Source organism: Tistrella arctica (genome assembly GCF_039630945.1).
GTDB lineage: Bacteria > Pseudomonadota > Alphaproteobacteria > Tistrellales > Tistrellaceae > Tistrella > Tistrella bauzanensis.
Genome location: NZ_JBBKTV010000007.1, coordinates 15,123 through 35,972, shown reverse-complemented (window position 1 = coordinate 35,972; position 20,850 = coordinate 15,123). Strand labels below are relative to the sequence as shown.

Genomic DNA, 20,850 nt, shown 5'->3' with positions numbered 1-20,850 from the left:
GATCTTCAGGGCGGACAGACATCATGCAGCGCATAACCCACCCGCCACGCCCCGATTGGGCGCGGCGCGTCGAGACCGAGCTTGGCTTCGTCTTCCATTCCCCCGATGGCACGGTCTATTGGGACGAAACCGCGCATTGGGCGTTTTCGGAAGCCCAGATCGACCAGATCGAGGATGCCGCCACCGCTTTCCATGCCCTGGCCCTGCGCGCGGCCGATCGGGCGGTGGAACAGGGCCGGATCGGCGAACTGGGCGTGCCCGGCTTCGCGGTCGCGGCCGTGGCGGAAAGCTGGCGGCGCTTTCGCGATGGCGACATGCTGGAGGCACCGATCTATGGCCGGCTCGATCTGGCCTGGGCCGGCGATGGGCCGCCGGCCCTGCTTGAATACAACGCCGCCACGCCCACCAGCCTGTATGAAACCTCGGTCGTGCAATGGCACTGGCTGGAAGATGCCGGCCCGAGCATCCAGCCCGGCGCCGACCAGTTCAACCTGCTGCACGAGGCGCTGGTCGAGGCCTGGCGCGCCAGGGGCGACGCGCTGGCCGGGCGGCCTGTACATTTCACCGCCGCCGACGTGGCCGAGGACATGGCGACGGCCGGCTATCTTCAGGCCATCGCCACCGAAGCCGGGCTCGCCACCAAGCTGGTCGCCATCAACGACATCGCATTCGACGAGGCTGACCGCCGGTTCTTCGATCCCGACGGCACGCCGATCGAGGCGCTGTTCAGCCTGTATCCGCCGGAATGGATGCTGCGCGAGGATTGGGGCGCGCCGCTGATCGAGGCGATCGAGGCCGGCCGGCTGGTCCTGTTCGAACCGCTCTGGAAGCAGATGCTGTCGAAGGGCATTCTGGCGCTGATGCACGAGATTGCCCCGGATCACCCGGGCCTGTTGAAAGCGGCCTTCATGCCCACCGCCTTCGGCCCCGGCGAACAGGTGGTCGCCAAGCCGATGGCCGGGCGTGAGGGCGACGGCATCGAGATCGTGACGCTCGGGCCCGACGGCATGCCGCTGCCCGACAGTGTCGTGCGCCAGATCGGCGCCGGCCCGCGGATCGCCGGCGACGAGGGCTGGGTCTATCAGGCCTTCACGCCGCTGGCACCGGCTCCCGGCATCAACGGCGGCCCGGCCGGACATGCGGTGCTGGGGGTGTGGGTGATCGGCGACAAGGCGGTCGCCCTTGGCATACGTGAAGATGCCGGCGCGATCACCGGCGTCGCCAGCCGTTTCGTACCGCATCTGTTCACGCCAGCCGCCGGGGATTGACCGTCCCCATGCGGGGGAATGGTTGTTTGATTATTGCGAATGATTCGCAATAACTCTACTGTCGCCGCCGAAGACCGGTTCACGCTTCTCGGGACCGGCTGATCGGCGGCGCACAGGCTCTCTTGACCGGACATACGCTCAAACGACTGTTCCTGGCCCATGGTCGGGAGTTGCAGGTCTATCTGACGCGCCGGCTGCGGGACGCGGAGATGGCGGCCGACCTGACGCAGGAGACGTTTCTGCGCTATGCCGAGCGGGGCGCCAATGACCAGCCTCCCGCAGACCGCGCGGCCGCCATCGTCAACGACCGGGCATTCCTGTTCCGCACCGCCCGCAACCTGATGATCGACCATCTGCGGTCGAGCGCGCGCCGGCAGACCGTCACGACGCCCGATGATCAGTTGGCGCGGATCGCCGAGGACCGGCCGGATTCCGAGACCGCTCTTGGCGCGCGCCAGATGCTGGCGCGGGTCCGGCATGTCATTGATCGATTGCCGCCCCGTACACGGCAGATCTTCGTGCTCAATCGCATCGAGGGGTTGAGCTATGCCGAGGTCGCACGCCGGCTGGACATCTCGGAAAGCTCGGTTCAAAAGCATCTGGCAAAGGCGCTGGTCGAGATCATGCGCGCGGTGAAGCCGGAGACGAGATGAGTCCCGAGACGAGATGATGGGTCAGCAACAGCACCACCCACGCCCCGACATCGATGCCGAGGCCGCGACCTGGGTGATCCGGCTGGGCGGCGCGCCGCTGGATCACGCGACGCGCCGCCAATTCGACCAGTGGCTTGCCGACGATCCGGCCCATCGGGACGCCTTCGATGCGGCACAGGCGGTGTGGGGCGCGCTCGGGCCCGCACCCGCGGCCGCCCGCACCACGATGACAGGGGCGGCACCGCGCAGGCACCGCCAGCGCAGCCTGATGGCCATGGCGGCCGCGGCCGCGGTGATGGTTGCGGTCGGCCTGGCAACCGGCGGCGCCGATGTCTGGCTGGCACCCGATCCATGGCGGATGTTGACCGCCGATCACCGCAGCACCAGCGATGGCCCGGCCAGCGTCACCCTGGCGGATGGCAGCCGGGTGGTGCTCGATGCCTCCAGCGCGATCACGGTCGACGATACCGACACGCAGCGCCGGGTCACCCTTCTTGCCGGCCGCGCCTATTTCGACGTCGCCCCCGCGGCGGTGGCGGGCGGGCGGGCGTTCGTGGTGGCGGCCGGCACCGGAACCATCCGGGCCATCGGCACCGGCTTCGTGGCCGATATGACCCTGCCGGACCGCGTGACCGTGACCGTGACCGAGCACGCGGTGGAGGTGACGACCACCCCCACCGCCGACGGCGCCGGGTCGGGCACTCCCACTCCCACCACAGCCGGTCTCGCCGCCGGCCAGAGCCTCGTCTATGACGATCATGGCCGGATCGGACAGGTGGTGGCAGCGGATGTCAGCCGCGCCATGGCCTGGCGCCAGGGCCGGCTGGTCTTCGACCGGCAGCCATTGTCGGAGGTCGTCGCGGTTCTGCAACGCCATCAGCATGGCCGGATCATGATTCTGAACGATGATCTGGCCGCGCGCCGGGTCAGCGGCGTGTTTCACGGCGACGATCCCGAAGCCGCGTTGCGGGCAATCACCGATGAACTGGGCGCCACCCGCCGCACAATGCCGCCATTTCTGACCCTGCTCTATTGAGCCGCTGCCTGCGCAGCACCGCCGGCGGCAAAAAAGTCAGATCGGCGTTACCGGATATCCGCCGTCGCACGTCTTCCCCTGCACAGCGCGACCGACACGCAATCGCAGACCAAGTCGGCGCAGCTCTGGCATGGTATCGGGAAGGACGCACGGATGACCGGACGACAGCAGGCGGATGCACGCCGCCGGATGGCGGGCTGCGCCATGGCGGTTGCAGCCGCGATCGGCAGCACAGCCATGGCCACGGCACTATCTGCATGGCCCGCGCCGGCGGTTGCAGCCGATGCGACGGCAGCGTTCGACATTCCGGCACAGGATCTCAACCAGGCCCTGCTCAGCTTTGCATATCAGGCCGGATGGCAGGTGTTCTATGATGCCACGCGGGTCGAGGGCCGGCACAGCAGCCCGCTTCAAGGCCGCTATCCCGCCGATCAGGCGCTGGCCATCCTGCTCGCGGGTACGGGGCTGGGCTGGCGGTTCACCGGCCCCAAGGCCGTGGCACTCGACACCCTGCCCGAGACCGGCGCCACCGAACGGCTCGATCCGCTGACCGTGGAGGGAAGCCGGTTCCGGGAACGTGCCGACGGCCCGGTCATCGGCTATGTCGCCACCCGCAGCGCGTCGGGCACCCGCACCGACACGCCGCTGATCGAAACCCCGCAATCGGTCACGGTGGTCACCGCCGACGAAATGGTCACCACCAAAGCCACCACATTATCCGACGCCCTGGGCTATACCGCATCGGTCGTCACCATGCCGTCGGGGTTCAGCCGGGTGGCGGATGACGTGACTATCCGTGGCTTCAACGTCGCCAATGGCAATACCGGCATGCTGCGCGACGGCATGAAGCTGCAATCGAATGTCTATGACGGCGGCCAGGAACCCTATGGTCTTGAACGGCTGGAGGTGCTGCGCGGCGCCGCCTCGGTGCTCTATGGCCAGTTGGGGCCGGGCGGCGTGATCAACGCCATCACCAAGCAGCCGACCCGCGACCCGCTGCACGAGTTGTCGCTGGATGCGGGCAGCAACGCCCGACGCCAGATCGCCACCGACCACGGCGGCGCGCTCGATGATGACGGCCGCTGGTCATACCGGCTGACCGCGCTGTATCGCGACAGTGATACCTGGGTCGACCACATCCAGGACGACAAGCTGTATATCGCGCCCGCGCTGCGCTTCGATCCGGACGACGACACCCGGATCACGCTTCTGGCCAGTCACCAGGAGATCCGTTCGGGCTTTGCGGCACCACTGCCCGCGGCCGGCACATTGTATGCCGGGCCGGACGGACAATTCATTCCCGCCGATACCTTTCTGGGCGAGCCCGATTACGACACGTTCGAGAGCACGGTCGACACCATCGGCTATCGGATCGAGCATGACCTGTCGCCCGATCTGAGGCTGCGCCATGGCCTGCGCTATTACCGCGCCGACGTGACCTGGGATTACATGCAGGTCGGCTGGTCGGGCAGCAGCTTCATCCGCCGGGCCAGCGATCGCGAAGAGCACTCCACCGGCCTGACCGCCGACACCTCGGTGGAATACACCACCAGCACCGGCCCGCTCGATCACACCCTGCTCGGCGGTGTGGATATCTACCGCCAGCTCTACGACACCGACCGCTATCGTGGCGGTTTCAGCCTGTTCGACCCGAACAACCCGGTCTATGGCACCGATCCGGCGGTCGATTTCGCCACCAACCGCGGTTCACGGACCGAAAGCGACCAGTTGGGCATTTATCTTCAGGATCAGGTGAAGATCGACGACCATTGGGTGGTGGTGCTGGGCGGCCGCTATGACTGGCTGCGCAGCGACGTGACATCCGCCAGCAGCGGCGTCACCGATGCCAGCCACGAGAATGCCTTCACCGGCCGCGCCGGGCTGGTCTATCTGTTCGACAATGGTCTGGCGCCCTATGCCAGTTTCAGTCAGTCGTTCTCGGCCAATGCCGGCACCAGTTCGGACGGCGCGCCGTTGAGCCCGACGACCGGGGAGCAGATCGAAATCGGCCTGCGCTATCAGTTGCCCGATGGCGACACCATGCTGAGTGCCGCTGTCTATGAACTGGTTCAGGAAGATGTCGTCAACTATGTCGGCAGCGACGTCGTCCAGACCGGCCGGGTCCGTTCACGCGGGTTCGAGGCCGAGGCCCGCACCCGGATCGGCGCCCTGGCCGTGATCGCCAGCTATGCCTATACCGATGCCCGCATCACAGAAAGTGCCGTCGCGGGCGAGACCGGCCAGCGCCGCAGCAGCATTCCCCTGCATGCCTTCGGCCTGTGGGGCGATTACGGGCTGGATGGCTTCGGCCTGCGCGGTGTGCGGGTCGGTGGCGGTGCGCGCTATGTCGGCGCCGCCAATCTGGTCAACGAGGACACCGGCGCCGACGTCCCCTCCCACACCCTCTATGACGCCATGGTCTCGTTCGATCTGGCGGAACTGTCGCCCAGCTTGGCGGGTGCCGAATTGCGGTTCAACGCCCGCAACCTGACCGACGAGGATTACGTCGTCTGCAACGCCCCCGATGGCTGCCGCTATGGTGATCCGCGCACCATGACCGGCACCATCAGCTATCGCTGGTGAGAACGCCAATGGCGGAGCCGGTCGCACAGCGCAAAACCGGCCGGCCGGCGGTGCCGGCGCTTGTCGCCCGCATCACCGCCGCGACCGGCGGTGCCTGGGCTGCAAGCTATGCCGTCACCGCCGCCGCCGCGCTGTTGCTGGCAGACCCGATCGGGCGGCCCGATGCCGTGCTGGTGGCAACCCTGCCGGCCTTCCTGCTCCACACGGTGCTGGCGGTCCGGGTCTTCGCGGTTGCCACCACGGCGCGCGCCTGGGCAGAGATCGCGGCGATCACCGCCGCAGGCGCCCTGATCATGGTGCTGGCCGGCAGCGAGGGCACGCCGTGAAGGGGGCGCTTCTGCAATCGATGACCTGGCTGCATAGCTGGGCCGGGCTGGTGTTCGGCTGGCTGCTGTTCGCGATTTTCGTCACCGGCACGCTGGCGGTGTTCGACGACGAGATCGATGCCTGGATGCGGCCGGATCTGGTGGTATCGGGCGGCCCTTTCGATCCTGACCGGGTGATGGCGCAGCTTTCCCGCGACATCCCCGGTGCCGACCGGCTGATCATCGCCCTGCCCGACGATCGCAGGCCCTATGCCAGTGTCGGCTGGTTCGGCGATGACGGCTTCAGGCTGCGGCTGATCGACCCGGCGACCGGCGCCGATCTGCACGCCCGCGAGACCGCCGGCGGCGACTTCTTTTTCCGGTTCCATTACCGGCTCTATACCCCCGGCGCGATCGGCAAATGGGTCGTCGGGGTGGCGGCGATGGCCATGCTGGTGGCGATGCTGGCCGGGGTGCTGATCCATCTGCGGATCTTCAAGGACATCTTCACCTTCAGGCCATGGGCATCCCCCCGCCGTGCCTGGCTCGACGGTCATCTGCTGCTGGCGGTTCTGTTCCTGCCCTTCCACGTGATGATCACCTACACAGGCCTCGCCATTCTCTACGACACCTATATGCCGGCCGCGATCGACCAGCTCTATGACGGCCGCCGCGGTGCCTATCTGGCGGCGCTGTATCCCGAGGGCCCCCTGCCGGATCGACCGGCCGCAGGTGTCGCGGCCCCGCTGGCGCCGCTTGGGCCGATGCTCGATACCTTCAGGCGACCGGATGGCGGCCCTGGCGTGCGGCTTCTGATCGTCGATCACCCCGGCGATGCCGCCGCCTTGGTCCACGTCCATGATGCCTGGGACCGGCGGCTGACCCGCGATGCCGACATCGCCAGCTTCGATGGGGTCAGCGGCGCGCTGATCGGTGAACGCCGCACGCGCCGCCCCGCCCATGCGGTGCAGGCGGCCATGATCGGCCTGCACCGGGTATCGTTCGCCGATCCGGTGATCCGCTGGCTCTATGTCGCGGGCGGTGCCGCCGGATCGGCGATGATCGCGACCGGGCTGGTGCTGTTCACCGGCAGGCGCCCCACAGAGGTCAGCCGCTTTCCGGCGGTGGCGGCCCGGATCAATACCGGCACCGTGGCCGGGCTGCTTCTGGCCTGCATCGCCTATCTCTGGGGCAACCGGCTTCTGCCCGTGGCAATGGAGATGCGCAGCTTGGCCGAAGTGGCGGTATTCCTGGCGGTATGGTTGCTGGCCATCCTTCATGGCCTGATGGTGCGCCCGGCCGTCGGCTGGACCACGCAGCTTGGGCTCGCGGCCGCGCTGTGCCTGTTGCTGCCGGTCCTCGATCTGATCAGCACCGGTGGCCAGGCGGGCGCGGCACTGGGTCGCGGCGACGCCGTCACCATCGGCGTGCATCTGTCGGCCATCGGATCGGGGATCGGGTTTGGCTGGATCGCCCGGACCGTATGCCGCCGAGGGTTCAGGTCATGACGGCGACGCTGCTGTCGATGGCGGCTGCCTGGGCAGGGCTCGCCGCGATCAGCCTTGCGATGGATCGCCACCACCGGCAGGTCTTCGACCGGTCACCATCCCGCCTGAGGGTGGGCACGCTGAAAGCCATGGGTTGGGTGCTGCTGGCGATTTCGGCCGGTGTGATCATCGATGGCCGGGGCCTGGGCATCGGCCTTGCCGGCTGGATCTGCATCGTCCCCATGGCCGGACTGGTGCTGGCCGGAGGTCTGGCCATCATCGCCCCCCGTGTGTCCCGGCGGATCAGTGCCCGGGCGCCCCGCGCCGCAGACGCACGTTCCACCACACGATCAGCGGCACCACCGCCACCGTCGGCACCAGCCATGCCGCCACCGACGGCAGGCCCAGCGCATCGCCATTGACCACCAGAACCGCGGTGACGGTTGCGATCAGCGCCCCCAGCATGCGCGACAGATGGCGGCCGATCCGGTCGGCATTGCTGCGGCCGCTTTCCAGCAGGTCCTGGGCGGCAAGGGCCGCCCCCAACAGGCCGAAGACCGGCATCACGATCCGGGCGGCACCATCGACGGCACCGGTCAGCCCCGCCGCCGCCATCACCAGCCCCACCCCCAGCATCAGCCCGGCGATCAGGCGGTCGGCCATGCCGGGGGCCGGCTTGCGCCGCCGCGCCGCCCGCCATCCCGCCGCCAGCAGATATGAGGAAAAGGCCGCAACCGCCAGCAGGAAGGGCGAGAAGCGGATCAGGGCCAAGCCATAGGCGGCGATCAGCACCACCACCATCATGCGGCCGAACAGCCGGCCGATCCGACGATGGCGGTCATCGCCCTTGGCCAGCACCAGCAGCACCAGCCCGGCCCCCAGGGCGACCGCCCCGGCGGCGATGTGCACCATCAGCAACAGGCTGAAAATCAATGCCACTCTCCTCGTTCCCGCAGGCTTGCCGGAACCGGTGCAACCGGCCCATGGCGCATTATAAATGCGTCCGGTCAGCACCGGTTGTGCGGTGTGACACAGAAAAGCCACAGAAACAAGGGATGGATTGGAGGGCAGAGACAAGAGGTCGCGGCGCCGGCCCGGCCGGCTGCCGGATCAGTTGCTCAGCGCTTCCTGACCGGTGGGCAGATCGGCCCGGGCGTCGGAGGTGGTGGCACGGCGCAGCCGCATGATCCACAACACGATCAGGGGCATAGTGACGGTCGCCGGTGCGATCCAATGCGCCAGATTGGGCAGAGCCGTCGATGACAGCGGCTCATAACGGACGAGTACCAGGGTGACGGTGGCGGCCAGTGCGCCCAGCATGCGGGCCATGTGACGGCCCACCCGCACCCGGCCCGGTTCCTCCAGCACGTCCTGCACCGCCAGCACCGCGCCGATCACGCCCAGCGCCGGTAGAATGATGTTGGCCGCGACCGGCATCATGGCGGCAACCGCCGGATCGGCCGAGCGGTCGATCATGCCGGTCAGGCTGGCCATCACCAGCAGCAGGCCGAAGCCGATGGCGACACCTGAAAACATGCGGTCGGCAATGGCGGGCTCGGCGGAGCGGCGCTTGGCTGCCCGCCAGCCCGAAACCAGCACATAGACCGACAGCAAGGTCAGGATCATCAACACCAGCGACGGCTGGACGAATGCCATGGCCAGTGCCGCACCCAGCGCCACCGCCATCGTCAGGGCGAACACGCCGCCCATCCTCCGATGTCGCCGATCCTTGTGGTCCAGTAGTGCCAAGCCGAACGCGGCGAGCACGGCCAGGACAGCGGCGGCCGTGTGCACGGCCAGCAGCCCGTCGAACATCATCCCGTCTCTCCCCGATGACCCAATTATGCCACGCGACCGTGATCCGTCATATGGGGCGGTTCGAACGCCGTCGCAAGCGTTCATAAACCGTTAACCATGTCTTTTTATCGCACGGATTTTGTTGGCATTTTAGCCTTCCGCAATCGTCGTGCGACCATGGCCCCACCTTATGGACATCAACGTGGCGCGGGCAAAAGGGTTCCTGTCTGCCGTGACATTCTTGCGGCAGAAACCACGCGCACGCCGGGAACCGGGTCCAGGCGGGCGGTAACGCTTTGGGCGATCAGATGAAAAACCCGACGCAGCCCGGGCCCCGTCGGATGGTCAGTCGGCGGGGCGCTCCAGATCGACCGCGGCCAGCGCCGCGTCCTGACGGCGGGCCATGGCATCGACATCGAAATCGTCGATCAGATCCCGGAACATGCGGTGCCAGTTGATCTCGGCCTTCAGATGCATGAACACCGAGCCCAACCCGATGGCGGCCCGGTCCATCAGCACGAATTCGCGCGGCGGCGTCACCCCGCCCAGACGCTTCAGCTCGGCATGAACCCGACCTGCCACCGCCCGGCCGGCCTGCCCGGCGCCGTCTTCCTCGATCCGCTGGACCTTGTCCTGCAGCAGCGGCCGGTACAGGAAACCTGCCCAGGCGTTCAGCACCTCAAGCAGCGGTTTGTCGACCGTTTCGAACCCCCAGGCGCGATAGGCTTCGACCGCCAATTCGTCGTCCTTGCGGTCCAGCGCGTGATAGAGGTCGATCACGCCCTTCACGAAAACCGGACGAAACACGCGGATGCAGCCGAAATCGAGCAGGTTCACCCGGTGATCATCGGGCCGCACCGAATAATTGCCCAGATGCGGATCGCCATGGATGACGCCATACTCATAGAAGGGCACATACCACGCCCGGAACATGTTCATGGCGATATGGTCGCGCACCGCCTGATCGGCGCCCTGAAACGACATCAGCCGCTGACCATCCAGCCACGACATGGTCAACAGCCGCCGGGTCGACAGCTCGGGCAGCCAGTCCGGCACCACCACCCCCGGCTCATCGCGCAGCATATGGGCATAAAGCCGCATCTGCCGGCCCTCGCGGCCGTAATCCAGCTCCTCCCGCAGGCGCGCCGACAGCTCGGCATGGATCTGGTCGGGATTGATCGCCCGGTCATAGCGGCGATAGATGCCGAAGATCAGCTTCAACTGCCTGAGATCGGCCTCCACCGCCGATGACATGTCGGGGTATTGCAGTTTACAGGCAAGCGGCCGGCCGTCATGGGCGGCCGCCTTGTGCACCTGCCCCAGCGATGCCGCCGCCGCCGCCTCGCGGCTGAAGGCACCGAAGCGGCCCCGCCAGTCCGGCCCCAGCTCGGTCGCCATGCGGCGCTTGACGAACAGCCAGCCCATCGACGGCGCGTCGGCCTGCAACTGGGCCAGTTCCTCGGCATATTCGCGGGGCAGCGCGTCGGGGATGGTCGACAGGATCTGCGCCGCCTTCATCAGCGGCCCTTTCAGACCGCCCAGAGCCGCGCGCAGATCCTCGGCATGGCGCCCGCGGTCCATCGGCAGTCCCAGCAGGCGTTCCCCCGCCAGCCGGGCCGCCAGCCCGCCCACCCCGGTGCCGACGCGGGCATAGCGGCGGATGCGGCCGCCCAGCCGGTCGTTCTCGGCATAGGCGGCATCATCGCCGACGGCGGTCGATCGCGAGGCCAGCGCGTCACCTCCATCCGCATCGCGGACAGCGTCGGCATCGGCATCGGCAGGCGTGCGGGCTTCGGTGGTCATCATCGGCTCCCTGGACCGGATCGGGGGCGGTCCCGGCGCGCGGCTACAGACCGGCGGCGGCGACCTCCTCCTCCAGCCGGTCGATATAGCCCTCGATCAACGCCAGTCCACGGCTCCAGAACGCCGGATCGCCCGCATCCAGCCCGAAGGGGGCCAGCAGCTCGCGATGGCCCTTGGCGCCACCGGTGGCCAGCAACGTGCGATATTTGGCGGCGAAATCCGGATCGCCCTGTTCATGCACCGCATACAGCGCATGAACCAGGCATTCCCCGAAGGCATAGGCATAGACATAAAAGGGCGTGTGGAAGAAGTGGGGGATATAGGCCCACCAGTTGCGATAGTCATCGCTGAAGGTGAAGGCCGGCCCCAGGCTCTCGGTCTGAACCTCGAACCACAGGCGCCCCAGAACGTCAGGGGTCAACTCCCCCTCGCGCCGCGCATCGTGCACCTTCATCTCGAAGGTCGCAAAGGCGATCTGGCGCACCACGGTGTTGATGATGTCCTCGATCTTCGAGGCCAGCATCAGACGGCGACGCTCAGGGTCGGTCTCGGCATCCAGCAGGGCACGGAAGGTCAGCATTTCGCCGAAGACCGAGGCTGTCTCGGCCAGGGTCAGCGGCGTATCGGCCAGGAACAGGCCCTGATCCGCCGCCAGCGTCTGATGCACGCCGTGGCCCAGTTCATGGGCCAGCGTCATCACGTCGCGGGCCTTGCCCTGATAATTCATCAGCACGTAAGGATGCGCGCTGGGCACGGTGGGGTGCGAGAAGGCGCCACCGGCCTTACCCGGCGCCACCGGCGCATCGATCCAGTTCTCGGTGAAGAACCGGCCGGCGATATCGGCCATCTCGGGCATGAAGCCGCCGAAGGCGCCCAGCACGATGTCCTGCGCCCGGCTCCACGGAATATGGGCGTCGCTGTCCTGAGGATAGGCGGCGTTGCGGTCCCAGAAATTCATCGTCTCGACGCCGAGCAGCCGGGCTTTCAAGGCGTAATAGCGATGCGATATCCGGGGATATGCCTCGCGCACCGCCTTGATCAGCGCATCGACCACCTCGTCCTCGACCTGGTTCGACAGATTGCGCGACGAGATCGGCCGGCCGAAGCCGCGCCAGCGGTCCTCGACCTCCTTGTCCTTCACCACCGTATTATAGATCAGGGTCAGCATCGGCACCCGGTCGGCCAGCCCGGCGGAGAAGGCCGCCGCGGCCTTGCGCCGGCGCTCAGGGTCGCGATCGCTCAGCCGCGACAGCACGGCGTCGGATGTCAGCTCCTCGCCATCGATCGTGAAGCGGGCGGCGGCCCAGCTTTCGTCGAACAGCCGCACCCAGGCCGCGCGGCCCGACACCGATTTCTCAAGCAGCAGCTTTTCCAGCCGGTCTTCGAGCTGATGGGGCCGGAAGGCCCGCTGCTGATCGGCCCAGGGGCGATAGCGCGCCAGCCGCGGCTCGGCCGCATAGCCGGCCTCTAGCAGTGCCTCGTCCAGCCGGTTGAATTCCAGGGTGAAGAACAGCAGCAGGCTGGAAATCTCGGTCAGCCGTTCCGATACGGTCTGATAACGGCGCCCCGCCTCGGCCTGATCCAGCCGGGTGACATGCATCAGCCCGATATACGAGCCGACCCGGCCCATCAGCTCTTCCAGCCGCTCGAAGGCCTCGATCGCATCGGCGAGCTCTGCCGGCGTCAGCGCAGCCAGTTTGCCTTCATACCGGGCGGCAAAGGCCTGGGCATCGCTGCGCGCCCGTGCGACGTCGGCGTCCAGCGCCGGATCCTCGGGGCTGGCATAAAGATCGTCGAGGCGCCAGCGCGGCAGGTCGCCGAACGTGGCGCGGGCGGGCTCGTGGCCATCAGGCATGGGTGCGCAGCTCCTGTTCGTCCAGGCGGCCAGACGCCGCCTGATCGGTTATCCCTGGCCGGGACCACGCATCGTGCCCCGTCCGGACCCTGAATATAGTTGGCCGTCGATCGCCCACCAACCCGGTGTCACCAGGGTTTCGGGCTTATCATGCGGCTTTCGGGCGTATCATAGACAATTCGCGCCCGCCCCACCGACATCGGGCCCTATCCATCCATCCGTCCCGACCCGTCCATCGGCCCCGGCCCGTCCATCGACCCCGACCCATCCGTCAACCATGGGCGGGACCGGGTGCGGCGGATCGCCGTTCAGGCGTTAAGCAACTTGGTAAATGGACGCGATACGCTTATCTGATTAAATATGCGATCTCACGCGGGCGGCCGGTTGGCGGCCACCCTGCAACCGGCATGTCAGCGGCCCATTCATATGAACCCCACCATCCTGATCGTCGATGACGACCCTGCCCAGCGGCGCCTGCTGGAGGCGACCATCGGCCGCTTCGGCTATCGTCCGCGCCCTGTGGGCAGCGGCGAGGAAGCGGTGCGGCTGCTGATGCCGGGGCGGGAGCGGGTCGATGCCGTGCTGCTGGACCTGACCATGCCCGGCCTGTCGGGCATCGACGTGCTCAATCAGGTACGCCCGATCCGGCCGCATCTGCCGATCCTGGTCTTCACCGCCCATGGCGGCATCGATGTGGCGGTGCAGGCAATGCGGGCCGGTGCCACCGATTTCATGGTCAAGCCGGTTTCGGCCGACCGGCTTCAGATCGCCATCCGCCAGGCGCTGCGGCCTGGTGTCGCCGATGATCTGGACGGCCCGGCGCCAAGGCGTGGCCGGCCGATGCCGGTCACCGAGATTCTGGGCGACAGCCGGGCGATCCGCGCGGTGCTGGGCCTGGTCGACCGGGCGGCCAATTCCACCATCCCGATCCTGATCGAAGGCGAGAGCGGTGTCGGCAAGGAGCTGATCGCCCGCGCGATCCACGCGCGCAGCGATCGGACCCACGGCCCCCTGGTCACGGTGAATTGCGGCGCGATCCCTGAGAATCTGGTCGAAACCCTGCTGTTCGGCCACGAGAAGGGTGCCTTCACCGGTGCGAGCGAACGCCATATCGGCAAGTTCCAGGAAGCATCGGGCGGCACCTTGTTCCTGGACGAGATCGGCGAGCTGCGCCCCGACCTTCAGGTCAAGCTGCTGCGCGCCCTGCAGGCCGGCGAGATCGACCCGGTGGGCAGCAAGCAGCCGGTGCCGATCGACATCCGGCTGATTTCGGCCACCAATCGCAATCTTTGGGATCTGGTCCAGACCGGCCAGTTCCGAGACGACCTGTATTACCGGCTGAACGTCTTCCCGATCTATGTCCCGCCGCTGCGCGAGCGGCGCGACGACATCCTGGTGCTGGCGCAGCATTTCATCCAGCGGTTCGAAGCCGCCGAAGGCAAGCGGATCGAAGGCCTGACCGAAGAGGCCGAACGCCTGCTGACCACCTATCACTGGCCCGGCAATGTCCGGCAGCTTGAGAACGCGATCTTTCGCGCCGTGGTGCTGTCGGACGGCGAATGGCTGGATGTGGAGCACTTCCCACAGGTGGCCCAGGCCGCCTATCGCGCCAATGGCTTCGGCGACACCGCCCTGCCCGGCGATTATGGCGCGAGCCCCGCGCAGGTGGCCGCGACCGGCGGCCCCATGGGCAGCCACCTGCCATCGACGACCGCCGGCATCGGTGCCGGCGCCATCGGGTCGGTGCCGGGCGGCATCGCTGCGGCGGCCGGCATGACCTATGGCGGCGGTGGCAGGCCGTTGCTCGCGGCCGGTGCCGGCGGGCAGGCGGCTGTCGCCGCATCGCCGATGCAGGCCGGTGGCTTTGCCCAGGCACCGGCCCTGCCGCTGACGCCGGGCCAGCCGATCCCCCTGGCCCGGTTGCGCGACGAGGACGCCGAGGCGCCGGTGCGTGCCTTCGACGATGCCGGCCATATCCGCTCGCTGGAAGAGATCGAGGCCGATGTCATCCGCATCGCCCTGCGTCAGTATCGCGGCCGGGTGAGCGAGATGGCCCGGCGGCTCGGCATCGGCCGGTCCACCCTCTATCGCAAGCTGCGCGAGCTGGGCCTCGACGGCACTGATTGAGGTGGGATCGGATGCGTTCCGCATTCTGGTCCAGGGGCGATGCAGCCGGGCCCGCCGGGAGAATGACCGTTCCCGTGTTCGTTCACCTAAACTGGCCCTGTCCGAGGTCGGACATAGGCGATTTCACAATCTCGAACGAATTGCCGGCCGCGGCGTGGATACCTACGGCGCCGCCCAGATCGATTTCAGCATCGAGGTCTTCTTGAATGGTGCCGAAGCCATTCTCAAGCAGGCGAAACGCCCTCCGGCCACCAGCCCCGTCGAGGTGTACTTGAGCTGCCGGGTGCGGCCTCGGCCGGCTTTTGACAACGGCCCAGCCAGTCCGGCCTGAGTGCGTTCTACGAGCGCCAGATGCCGCTATTGGTCATTAATTATTAAATTCAGCACCTTCTCAGAATTATTTTCCAGAAAATCGTCCTCGATGAGGTGTCTTTGCCGCACCTGACAAGGTCATTGCGGCACAGCTTTCGTTCGTCGTATAACCGGGAAAATAGGTCATTAATACTGACCTATTTTGATCCGTCGGCAGCCCTCTCGGGCAGGATGGACAAGACGAGCCCGGCCCACCGCATCGACTGCGGCGAAGGCGGGGCCATGACCGGGGCACCCGCCCGCGGCGGGGACGATATCGCGTGGAGATGCCAAGATGACGCTGCCCGAATTGTCGCTCGACGATAAGTACACCGTCGAGCACGGACGGATCTTCCTGACCGGTACCCAGGCTCTGGTACGGCTGCCGCTGATGCAGCGCCAGCGCGATCTGGCCGCCGGCCTCGACACGGCCGGCTTCATCTCGGGCTATCGCGGCTCGCCGCTGGGTGGCCTGGACCAGCAGCTATGGAAGGCGCGCAAGCATCTTCAGAAGCACCATGTGGTGTTCAATCCCGGCGTCAACGAAGACCTGGCGATGACCTCGGTCTGGGGCAGCCAGCAGGCCAATATGGACAATGTCGCCCGGCCGGAGCATGCCAGCCTCGCCAAATATGACGGCGTTTTCGGCATGTGGTACGGCAAGGGCCCCGGCGTCGACCGGTCCGGCGACGTGATGAAGCACGGCAACATGGCCGGCTCGTCGCGCCATGGCGGCGTGCTGCTGCTGGCCGGCGACGACCATGGCGCCAAATCCTCCACCCTGCCCCATCAGGCCGAATACACCTTCATGGACTGCCTGATCCCGGTGCTGAACCCGTCGGGGGTGCAGGAGATCCTTGATTACGGCCTGATCGGCTGGGCGCTGTCGCGGTTCTCGGGCGCCTGGGTCGGCATGAAGACCATCGCCGACACGGTCGACAGCTCGGCCTCGGTCTCGGTTGCCACGGACCGGGTGAGGATCACCCTGCCCGATTTCGACTTTCCGGCCGATGGCGTGAACATCCGCTGGCCGGATGCGCCGATGGATCAGGAATACCGCCATCACCGCTACCGGCTGTATGCGGCGCTGGCCTTCGCGCGCGCCAACCGGCTGGACCGCGTGGTGCTCGACAGCCCCCGCGCCCGCTTCGGCATCGTCACCACCGGCAAGAGCTATCTGGACGTGATGCAGGCGCTGGAAGAGCTGGGCATCGACGAGGCCCTGGCCGCCGAGATCGGCATCCGGCTCTACAAGGTCGGCATGTCCTGGCCGCTTGAACGCGAAGGTGCCCGCGCCTTCGCCGAGGGGCTGGACGAGGTTCTGGTGGTCGAGGAGAAGCGTGCGGTCATCGAGAACCAGTTCAAGGAACAGCTTTACGACTGGAAGGATGAGGTTCGCCCCCGGGTCGTCGGCAAGTTCGACGAGCGGGGCAACTGGATCCTGCCATCGGCGGGCGAACTGCGCCCCAGCCGGATCGCCCGGGTGATCGGCGAGCGGCTGGCCCGCTTCTATACCAATGACCGCATCCAGAGCCGTCTCGATCATCTGCGCCGGCTGGAAGACGCGGTGCCATCGCAGGCGCCGATCGAGCGCAAGCCGACCTATTGCTCAGGCTGCCCGCACAACACCTCGACCGTGGTGCCGGAAGGCAGCCGGGCGCTTGGCGGCATCGGCTGCCATTACATGGCGACCTGGATCATGCCGCGCACCGAGACCTATACCCAGATGGGCGCCGAAGGCACAAGCTGGATCGGTCAGGCGCCGTTCACGACGGAAAAGCACGTCTTCCAGAATCTGGGCGACGGCACCTATTTCCATTCGGGCGTGCTGGCCATCCGCGCCGCCATCGCCGCCAAGGTGAACATCACCTATAAGATCCTGTTCAACGACGCGGTCGCCATGACCGGCGGCCAGCCGATCGACGGGTCGCTGAGCATTCAGCAGATGGCGCACGAACTGGTTCAGGAAGGCGTGACGAAGCTGGTGGTGGTGACCGACGACACCAGCGCCTATGCCGGCCGCAACGGCCTGCCCCACGGCACCGATGTCTATGACCGCGGCGCGCTCGATGATGTGCAGCGGATGATGCGCGAGGTCGATGGCTGTTCGATCATCATCTATCAGCAGACCTGCGCCACGGAGAAGCGCCGCCGGCGCAAGCGCGGCCTGATGGCCGATCCCGACCGGCGGGTGTTCATCAATGATCTGGTCTGCGAGGGCTGCGGCGACTGTTCGGCCAAGAGCCACTGCGTGTCGGTTCAGCCGCTTGAGACCGAATATGGCCGCAAACGCCAGATCGATCAGTCGAGCTGCAACAAGGATTATTCCTGCGTCGAGGGCTTCTGCCCCAGCTTCGTGACGGTGCAGGGCGCCAGCATCCGCAAGCCCAGGGCCCGCGACTCCGGACGCACGCCGTTCGAGACCCTGCCGCATCCGGTTCTGCCGACGGTGGGGGCCGATCCCTACAGCATCCTCGTCGCCGGTATCGGCGGCACCGGTGTGGTGACGATCGGCGCGCTGATCGGCGTGGCGGCCCATCTTGAAGGCAAGGGTGTCGGCGTTCTGGACATGACCGGCATGGCCCAGAAGGGCGGCGGGGTGTTCACCCATCTGCGCATCGCGAAAACGCCTGAAGACATCCATTCGATCCGCATCGCCACCGGCGGTGCCGACCTGATGATCGCCGCCGATCTGGTGGTGGGCGCGCGGCCCGACGCCCTGGTCCTGCTGGATCCGGCGCGCAGCACGGTGCTGATCAACGATCATGAGCTGATCACCGCGGGCTTCATCTCGAACCCGGATCTGCGCTTCCCCGGCCAGGATCTGCGCGACGCCTATCGCCGCACCGCCGGCGCCGGCAATGTCGATCTGGTGGCCGCCACCCGCATCGCCACCACCCTGCTTGGCGACAGCATCGCCACCAACCTGTTCCTGCTGGGCTATGCCTGGCAGAAGGGTCTGGTGCCGCTGGAAGAGGCATCGATCCTCGGCGCGATCGAGATCAACGGGGTCGCCGTCACGCTCAATCAGGATGCCTTCATGTGGGGCCGGCGCGCCGCCCACGACCTGCAGGCCGTGCAGACCATCGTCGAGCGCAACCGCCCGGTGGTCGAGACCGAGCGGCTGTCGGACACCCTGGATGAGGTGATCGCGCGGCGCGTGGATTTCCTGACCGGCTATCAGAATGCCGCCTGGGCCGCGCGCTATCGCCAGACCGTCGACCAGGTCCGGGCCGCCGAGGCCGCACGCACGCCCGGCCGCACCGCTTTGACCGATGCGGTCGCCCGGTCGCTGTTCAAGCTGATGGCCTATAAGGACGAATACGAAGTCGCCCGTCTGTACACCGATGGCCGGTTCCTGGAAAAGCTGAACCGCCAGTTCGAGGGCGACGTCAAGCTGACCTTCCATCTGGCACCGCCGATGATCGCTCCGCGCGATCCGCGGACCGGGCGGATGCGCAAGATGCGGTTCGGCGGCGCCACCATGCGGCTGTTCAAGCTGATGGCAAAGCTGAAGGGCCTGCGCGGCACCCCCTTCGACATCTTCGGCTATACCGCCGAACGGCGGGCTGAACGCCGGCTGATCGACGATTATCGCCAGACCGTCGACCGGCTGATCAACGGCCTGACCCCCGCAACCCATGCCAGGGCTGTCGAGATCGCCCGCCTGGCGATGGACATCCGCGGCTTCGGCCATGTGAAGGACGAGGCTCTGACACGCACCCGACTGAAGGAACAGCGCCTGCTGGCGGCTTATGACGGCCCGGCGCCGGCAGCGTTGGCGGCGGAGTAGCCCCCGCCCTGCATTGCAGGCCGCAATCTTCTGCGTGATCGCCGGGTAACAGGCGGCGGCCCATATACCTTATTCGGCAAAGGGACCGCCTGCCACGAATGGGAGATCGGGCACCGATACAACCGACACGACGAGAATAACGTGTTATAGTTTTATCACATAGAAGAATAAACCCGCTTGGCGGGTATCATCCGCCGTCAACGCAACGCCGCATCGCAATGACGATGGTTTGTCGTCATAATGATTCCGACGGCCGGCAGGCCGCCAACACTGACCCGTCGGCATCAGAGGACATGACGGCAGACCATGGAGCTGCAGACGGAACGGCCGGGCGAAAAGGCATCTGTGACGGTGGCGGCGCGCATGGGTGCCGCCCAGCTGGACAGCCTGTACCAGGCCGCCCGGATCGGAATCCTGATTGAGCCGCTGGTGTCCATCTGTCTGGCGGTGCTGATCTGGCCCGCCGCGGCTCAGCAGCAGATCGCGCTGTGGCTGGTGGCGGTCAACTGCCTGGTGGGCCTGCGCTTCGCCGCCATTCAGCGCGATGTGCGCGATGTCGGTCCGGGTGGCGACACCGACAGCCGCGCCCTGCCGATCATGATGATCATCGCGGTCAGCGGGGTCATCTGGGGCCTGGCACCCCTGGTGCTGCCAACCAATGCCGCCTCCATCGACATGGCGAAGGTGCTGTGTGCCACCGCCGCCATCGGGGTTGCCGGCACGGTGATGATGTCGTGTCATCTGACAGCGGCGCTGATCTGGCTGGGCGTTACATCGGGCGCCCTGCTCACCGGCCTGCTGGTGGCCGGCCGGCTCGACCTGCAACTGGCCCTGACCATTCTGGTCGCCAGCGGCGCGCTGGCGGTTGGCGCGCGTCATCTATCGCGCCTGCTCGACGACGGTCTGCGGCTGCGTTTCGAACTGGCCGATGCGGTCAAGGCGGCACAGGCCGCCAACATCGCCAAATCCGACTTCCTGGCGAATACCAGCCACGAACTGCGCACGCCGTTGAACGCGATCATCGGCTTTTCGGAGATCCTGATGAACGACAGGCCGCGCGGTGATGCCCAGATCGAGGAACAGATGGAATTCGCGCGGCTGATCAACGAAAGCGGGGTCCATCTGCTCGATATCGTCAACGACATCCTGGATCTGTCGAAGATCGAAGCCGGCGCCTACAACCTCGACGAAAGCGTGTTCACGCTCGACAGCGTCGTGCGGACCACCACCAATCTGATGCGCGGTCAGGCCGACAAGGCCGGCTTGCGGCTGGTGAGCGATCTGGCGCCGGATCTGCCGGCGATCCGCGGCGATCAACGCGCCATGAAGCAGATCCTGCTGAACCTGTTGTCCAATGCGGTCAAATTCACGCCGATCGGCGGCAGCGTGACGGTTCAGGCCGGTGCGGCCGAAGAGGGCGGGCTGCTGATCGCCGTGGTGGATACCGGGATCGGCATCGCGCCTGAAGACATCACCCGCGCCATGGAGGCGTTCGGCCAGGTCGACAGCGCCCTGAACCGCCGCTATGCCGGCACCGGGCTGGGCCTGCCGCTGGTCCGCTCGCTGATCGAGATGCATGGCGGGCGCTTTCAACTGGTCAGCCGGGTGAATGAAGGCACGCGTGCGGAAATTCTGTGGCCCCCGGCCCGGGTGGTGGGCAGCGGCCGGCGCGGCGGCCCGCATTCCGGCGTTCAGGATCTGGGCGGCGGACGTCTTGGCGGCGGGCGGAGTGGCGACGGCCGCCGCCCGACCGGCAGCCTGCCGACGGGCCCGAGCGCGGTGATGGGCTGAA

The 20,850-nt window shown here is 66.9% G+C and carries 14 protein-coding genes; 10 read left to right on the top strand and 4 right to left on the bottom strand.

Translation table 11 applies throughout. The annotated features are described in order from the left end of the window. Positions 1-23 precede the first annotated feature (23 nt). The 7 genes from WG924_RS16440 (at position 24) to WG924_RS28260 (ending at position 7,754) form a co-directional block, all read left to right on the top strand. Entirely contained in the window at positions 24-1,268 is a 1,245-nt protein-coding gene (locus WG924_RS16440; RefSeq protein ID WP_345934177.1) for a glutathionylspermidine synthase family protein, read from the top strand. Positions 1,269-1,390: 122 nt separating this feature from the next. After that, the gene (locus WG924_RS16435) at positions 1,391-1,921 is read left to right on the top strand and encodes an RNA polymerase sigma factor (RefSeq protein ID WP_345934176.1); all 531 of its coding nucleotides are present in this window, start codon (positions 1,391-1,393) and stop codon (positions 1,919-1,921) included. A 13-nt stretch (positions 1,922-1,934) separates the two neighbouring features. Beyond that, a complete protein-coding gene (locus WG924_RS16430; protein ID WP_345934173.1) occupies positions 1,935-2,957 on the top strand; it encodes a FecR family protein in 1,023 nt (340 codons plus the stop codon). A gap of 153 nt (positions 2,958-3,110) precedes the next feature. Then, a complete protein-coding gene (locus tag WG924_RS16425; protein WP_345934171.1) occupies positions 3,111-5,540 on the top strand; it encodes a TonB-dependent siderophore receptor in 2,430 nt (809 codons plus the stop codon). 8 nt (positions 5,541-5,548) lie between these two features. Then, the gene (locus tag WG924_RS16420; RefSeq protein ID WP_345934170.1) at positions 5,549-5,866 is read left to right on the top strand and encodes an iron transporter; all 318 of its coding nucleotides are present in this window, start codon (positions 5,549-5,551) and stop codon (positions 5,864-5,866) included. Then, the gene (locus tag WG924_RS16415) at positions 5,863-7,353 is read left to right on the top strand and encodes a PepSY-associated TM helix domain-containing protein (protein ID WP_345934169.1); all 1,491 of its coding nucleotides are present in this window, start codon (positions 5,863-5,865) and stop codon (positions 7,351-7,353) included. The genes WG924_RS16420 and WG924_RS16415 overlap by 4 nt, the downstream gene beginning before the upstream one ends. Next, positions 7,329-7,754, top strand: a complete 426-nt coding sequence (locus WG924_RS28260) for a DUF3325 domain-containing protein (RefSeq protein ID WP_372045060.1) — start codon at positions 7,329-7,331, stop codon at positions 7,752-7,754. Before WG924_RS16415 ends, WG924_RS28260 begins: the two co-directional genes overlap by 25 nt. Here the strand turns inward: WG924_RS28260 and WG924_RS16410 are convergent. The 4 genes from WG924_RS16410 to WG924_RS16395 all read right to left on the bottom strand — a co-directional run bounded on the left by WG924_RS16410 (position 7,636) and on the right by WG924_RS16395 (position 12,787). After that, complete coding sequence (locus WG924_RS16410; protein ID WP_345934168.1) at positions 7,636-8,271, bottom strand: hypothetical protein; 636 nt, start codon at positions 8,269-8,271, stop codon at positions 7,636-7,638. The two genes, WG924_RS28260 and WG924_RS16410, sit on opposite strands and share 119 nt — an antisense overlap. A 171-nt stretch (positions 8,272-8,442) precedes the next feature. Beyond that, on the bottom strand, positions 8,443-9,150 hold the full coding sequence (locus WG924_RS16405; protein ID WP_345934167.1) for a hypothetical protein: 708 nt from the start codon (positions 9,148-9,150) through the stop codon (positions 8,443-8,445). A gap of 324 nt (positions 9,151-9,474) precedes the next feature. After that, positions 9,475-10,932, bottom strand: coding sequence for an ABC1 kinase family protein (locus WG924_RS16400; protein WP_345934166.1), 1,458 nt, complete (start codon positions 10,930-10,932; stop codon positions 9,475-9,477). A 43-nt stretch (positions 10,933-10,975) separates the two neighbouring features. Beyond that, positions 10,976-12,787 (bottom strand): M3 family oligoendopeptidase, encoded by a 1,812-nt coding sequence (locus tag WG924_RS16395; protein ID WP_345934165.1) that lies wholly within the window; start codon positions 12,785-12,787, stop codon positions 10,976-10,978. 360 nt (positions 12,788-13,147) lie between these two features. On the opposite strand from WG924_RS16395, the gene WG924_RS16390 reads away from it, so the two are divergent. The 3 genes from WG924_RS16390 (at position 13,148) to WG924_RS16380 (ending at position 20,849) form a co-directional block, all read left to right on the top strand. Then, on the top strand, positions 13,148-14,914 hold the full coding sequence (locus tag WG924_RS16390) for a sigma-54-dependent transcriptional regulator (RefSeq protein ID WP_435369388.1): 1,767 nt from the start codon (positions 13,148-13,150) through the stop codon (positions 14,912-14,914). A gap of 646 nt (positions 14,915-15,560) precedes the next feature. Next, complete coding sequence (locus WG924_RS16385) at positions 15,561-19,058, top strand: indolepyruvate ferredoxin oxidoreductase family protein (RefSeq protein WP_345934163.1); 3,498 nt, start codon at positions 15,561-15,563, stop codon at positions 19,056-19,058. 306 nt (positions 19,059-19,364) lie between these two features. After that, positions 19,365-20,849, top strand: coding sequence for a sensor histidine kinase (locus WG924_RS16380; protein ID WP_345934162.1), 1,485 nt, complete (start codon positions 19,365-19,367; stop codon positions 20,847-20,849). Position 20,850: the final 1 nt, after the last annotated feature.

Coding starts and splice junctions, on each gene's coding strand:
- WG924_RS28260 (WP_372045060.1), top strand. CDS start 7,329: ATGCCGCCGAGGGTTCAGGTCATGACGGCGACGCTGCTGTCGATGGCG.
- WG924_RS16390 (WP_435369388.1), top strand. CDS start 13,148: ATGCGATCTCACGCGGGCGGCCGGTTGGCGGCCACCCTGCAACCGGCA.
- WG924_RS16440 (WP_345934177.1), top strand. CDS start 24: ATGCAGCGCATAACCCACCCGCCACGCCCCGATTGGGCGCGGCGCGTC.
- WG924_RS16430 (WP_345934173.1), top strand. CDS start 1,935: ATGATGGGTCAGCAACAGCACCACCCACGCCCCGACATCGATGCCGAG.
- WG924_RS16385 (WP_345934163.1), top strand. CDS start 15,561: ATGACGCTGCCCGAATTGTCGCTCGACGATAAGTACACCGTCGAGCAC.
- WG924_RS16420 (WP_345934170.1), top strand. CDS start 5,549: ATGGCGGAGCCGGTCGCACAGCGCAAAACCGGCCGGCCGGCGGTGCCG.
- WG924_RS16395 (WP_345934165.1), bottom strand. CDS start 12,787: ATGCCTGATGGCCACGAGCCCGCCCGCGCCACGTTCGGCGACCTGCCG.
- WG924_RS16405 (WP_345934167.1), bottom strand. CDS start 9,150: ATGATGTTCGACGGGCTGCTGGCCGTGCACACGGCCGCCGCTGTCCTG.
- WG924_RS16380 (WP_345934162.1), top strand. CDS start 19,365: ATGGAGCTGCAGACGGAACGGCCGGGCGAAAAGGCATCTGTGACGGTG.
- WG924_RS16400 (WP_345934166.1), bottom strand. CDS start 10,932: ATGACCACCGAAGCCCGCACGCCTGCCGATGCCGATGCCGACGCTGTC.
- WG924_RS16425 (WP_345934171.1), top strand. CDS start 3,111: ATGACCGGACGACAGCAGGCGGATGCACGCCGCCGGATGGCGGGCTGC.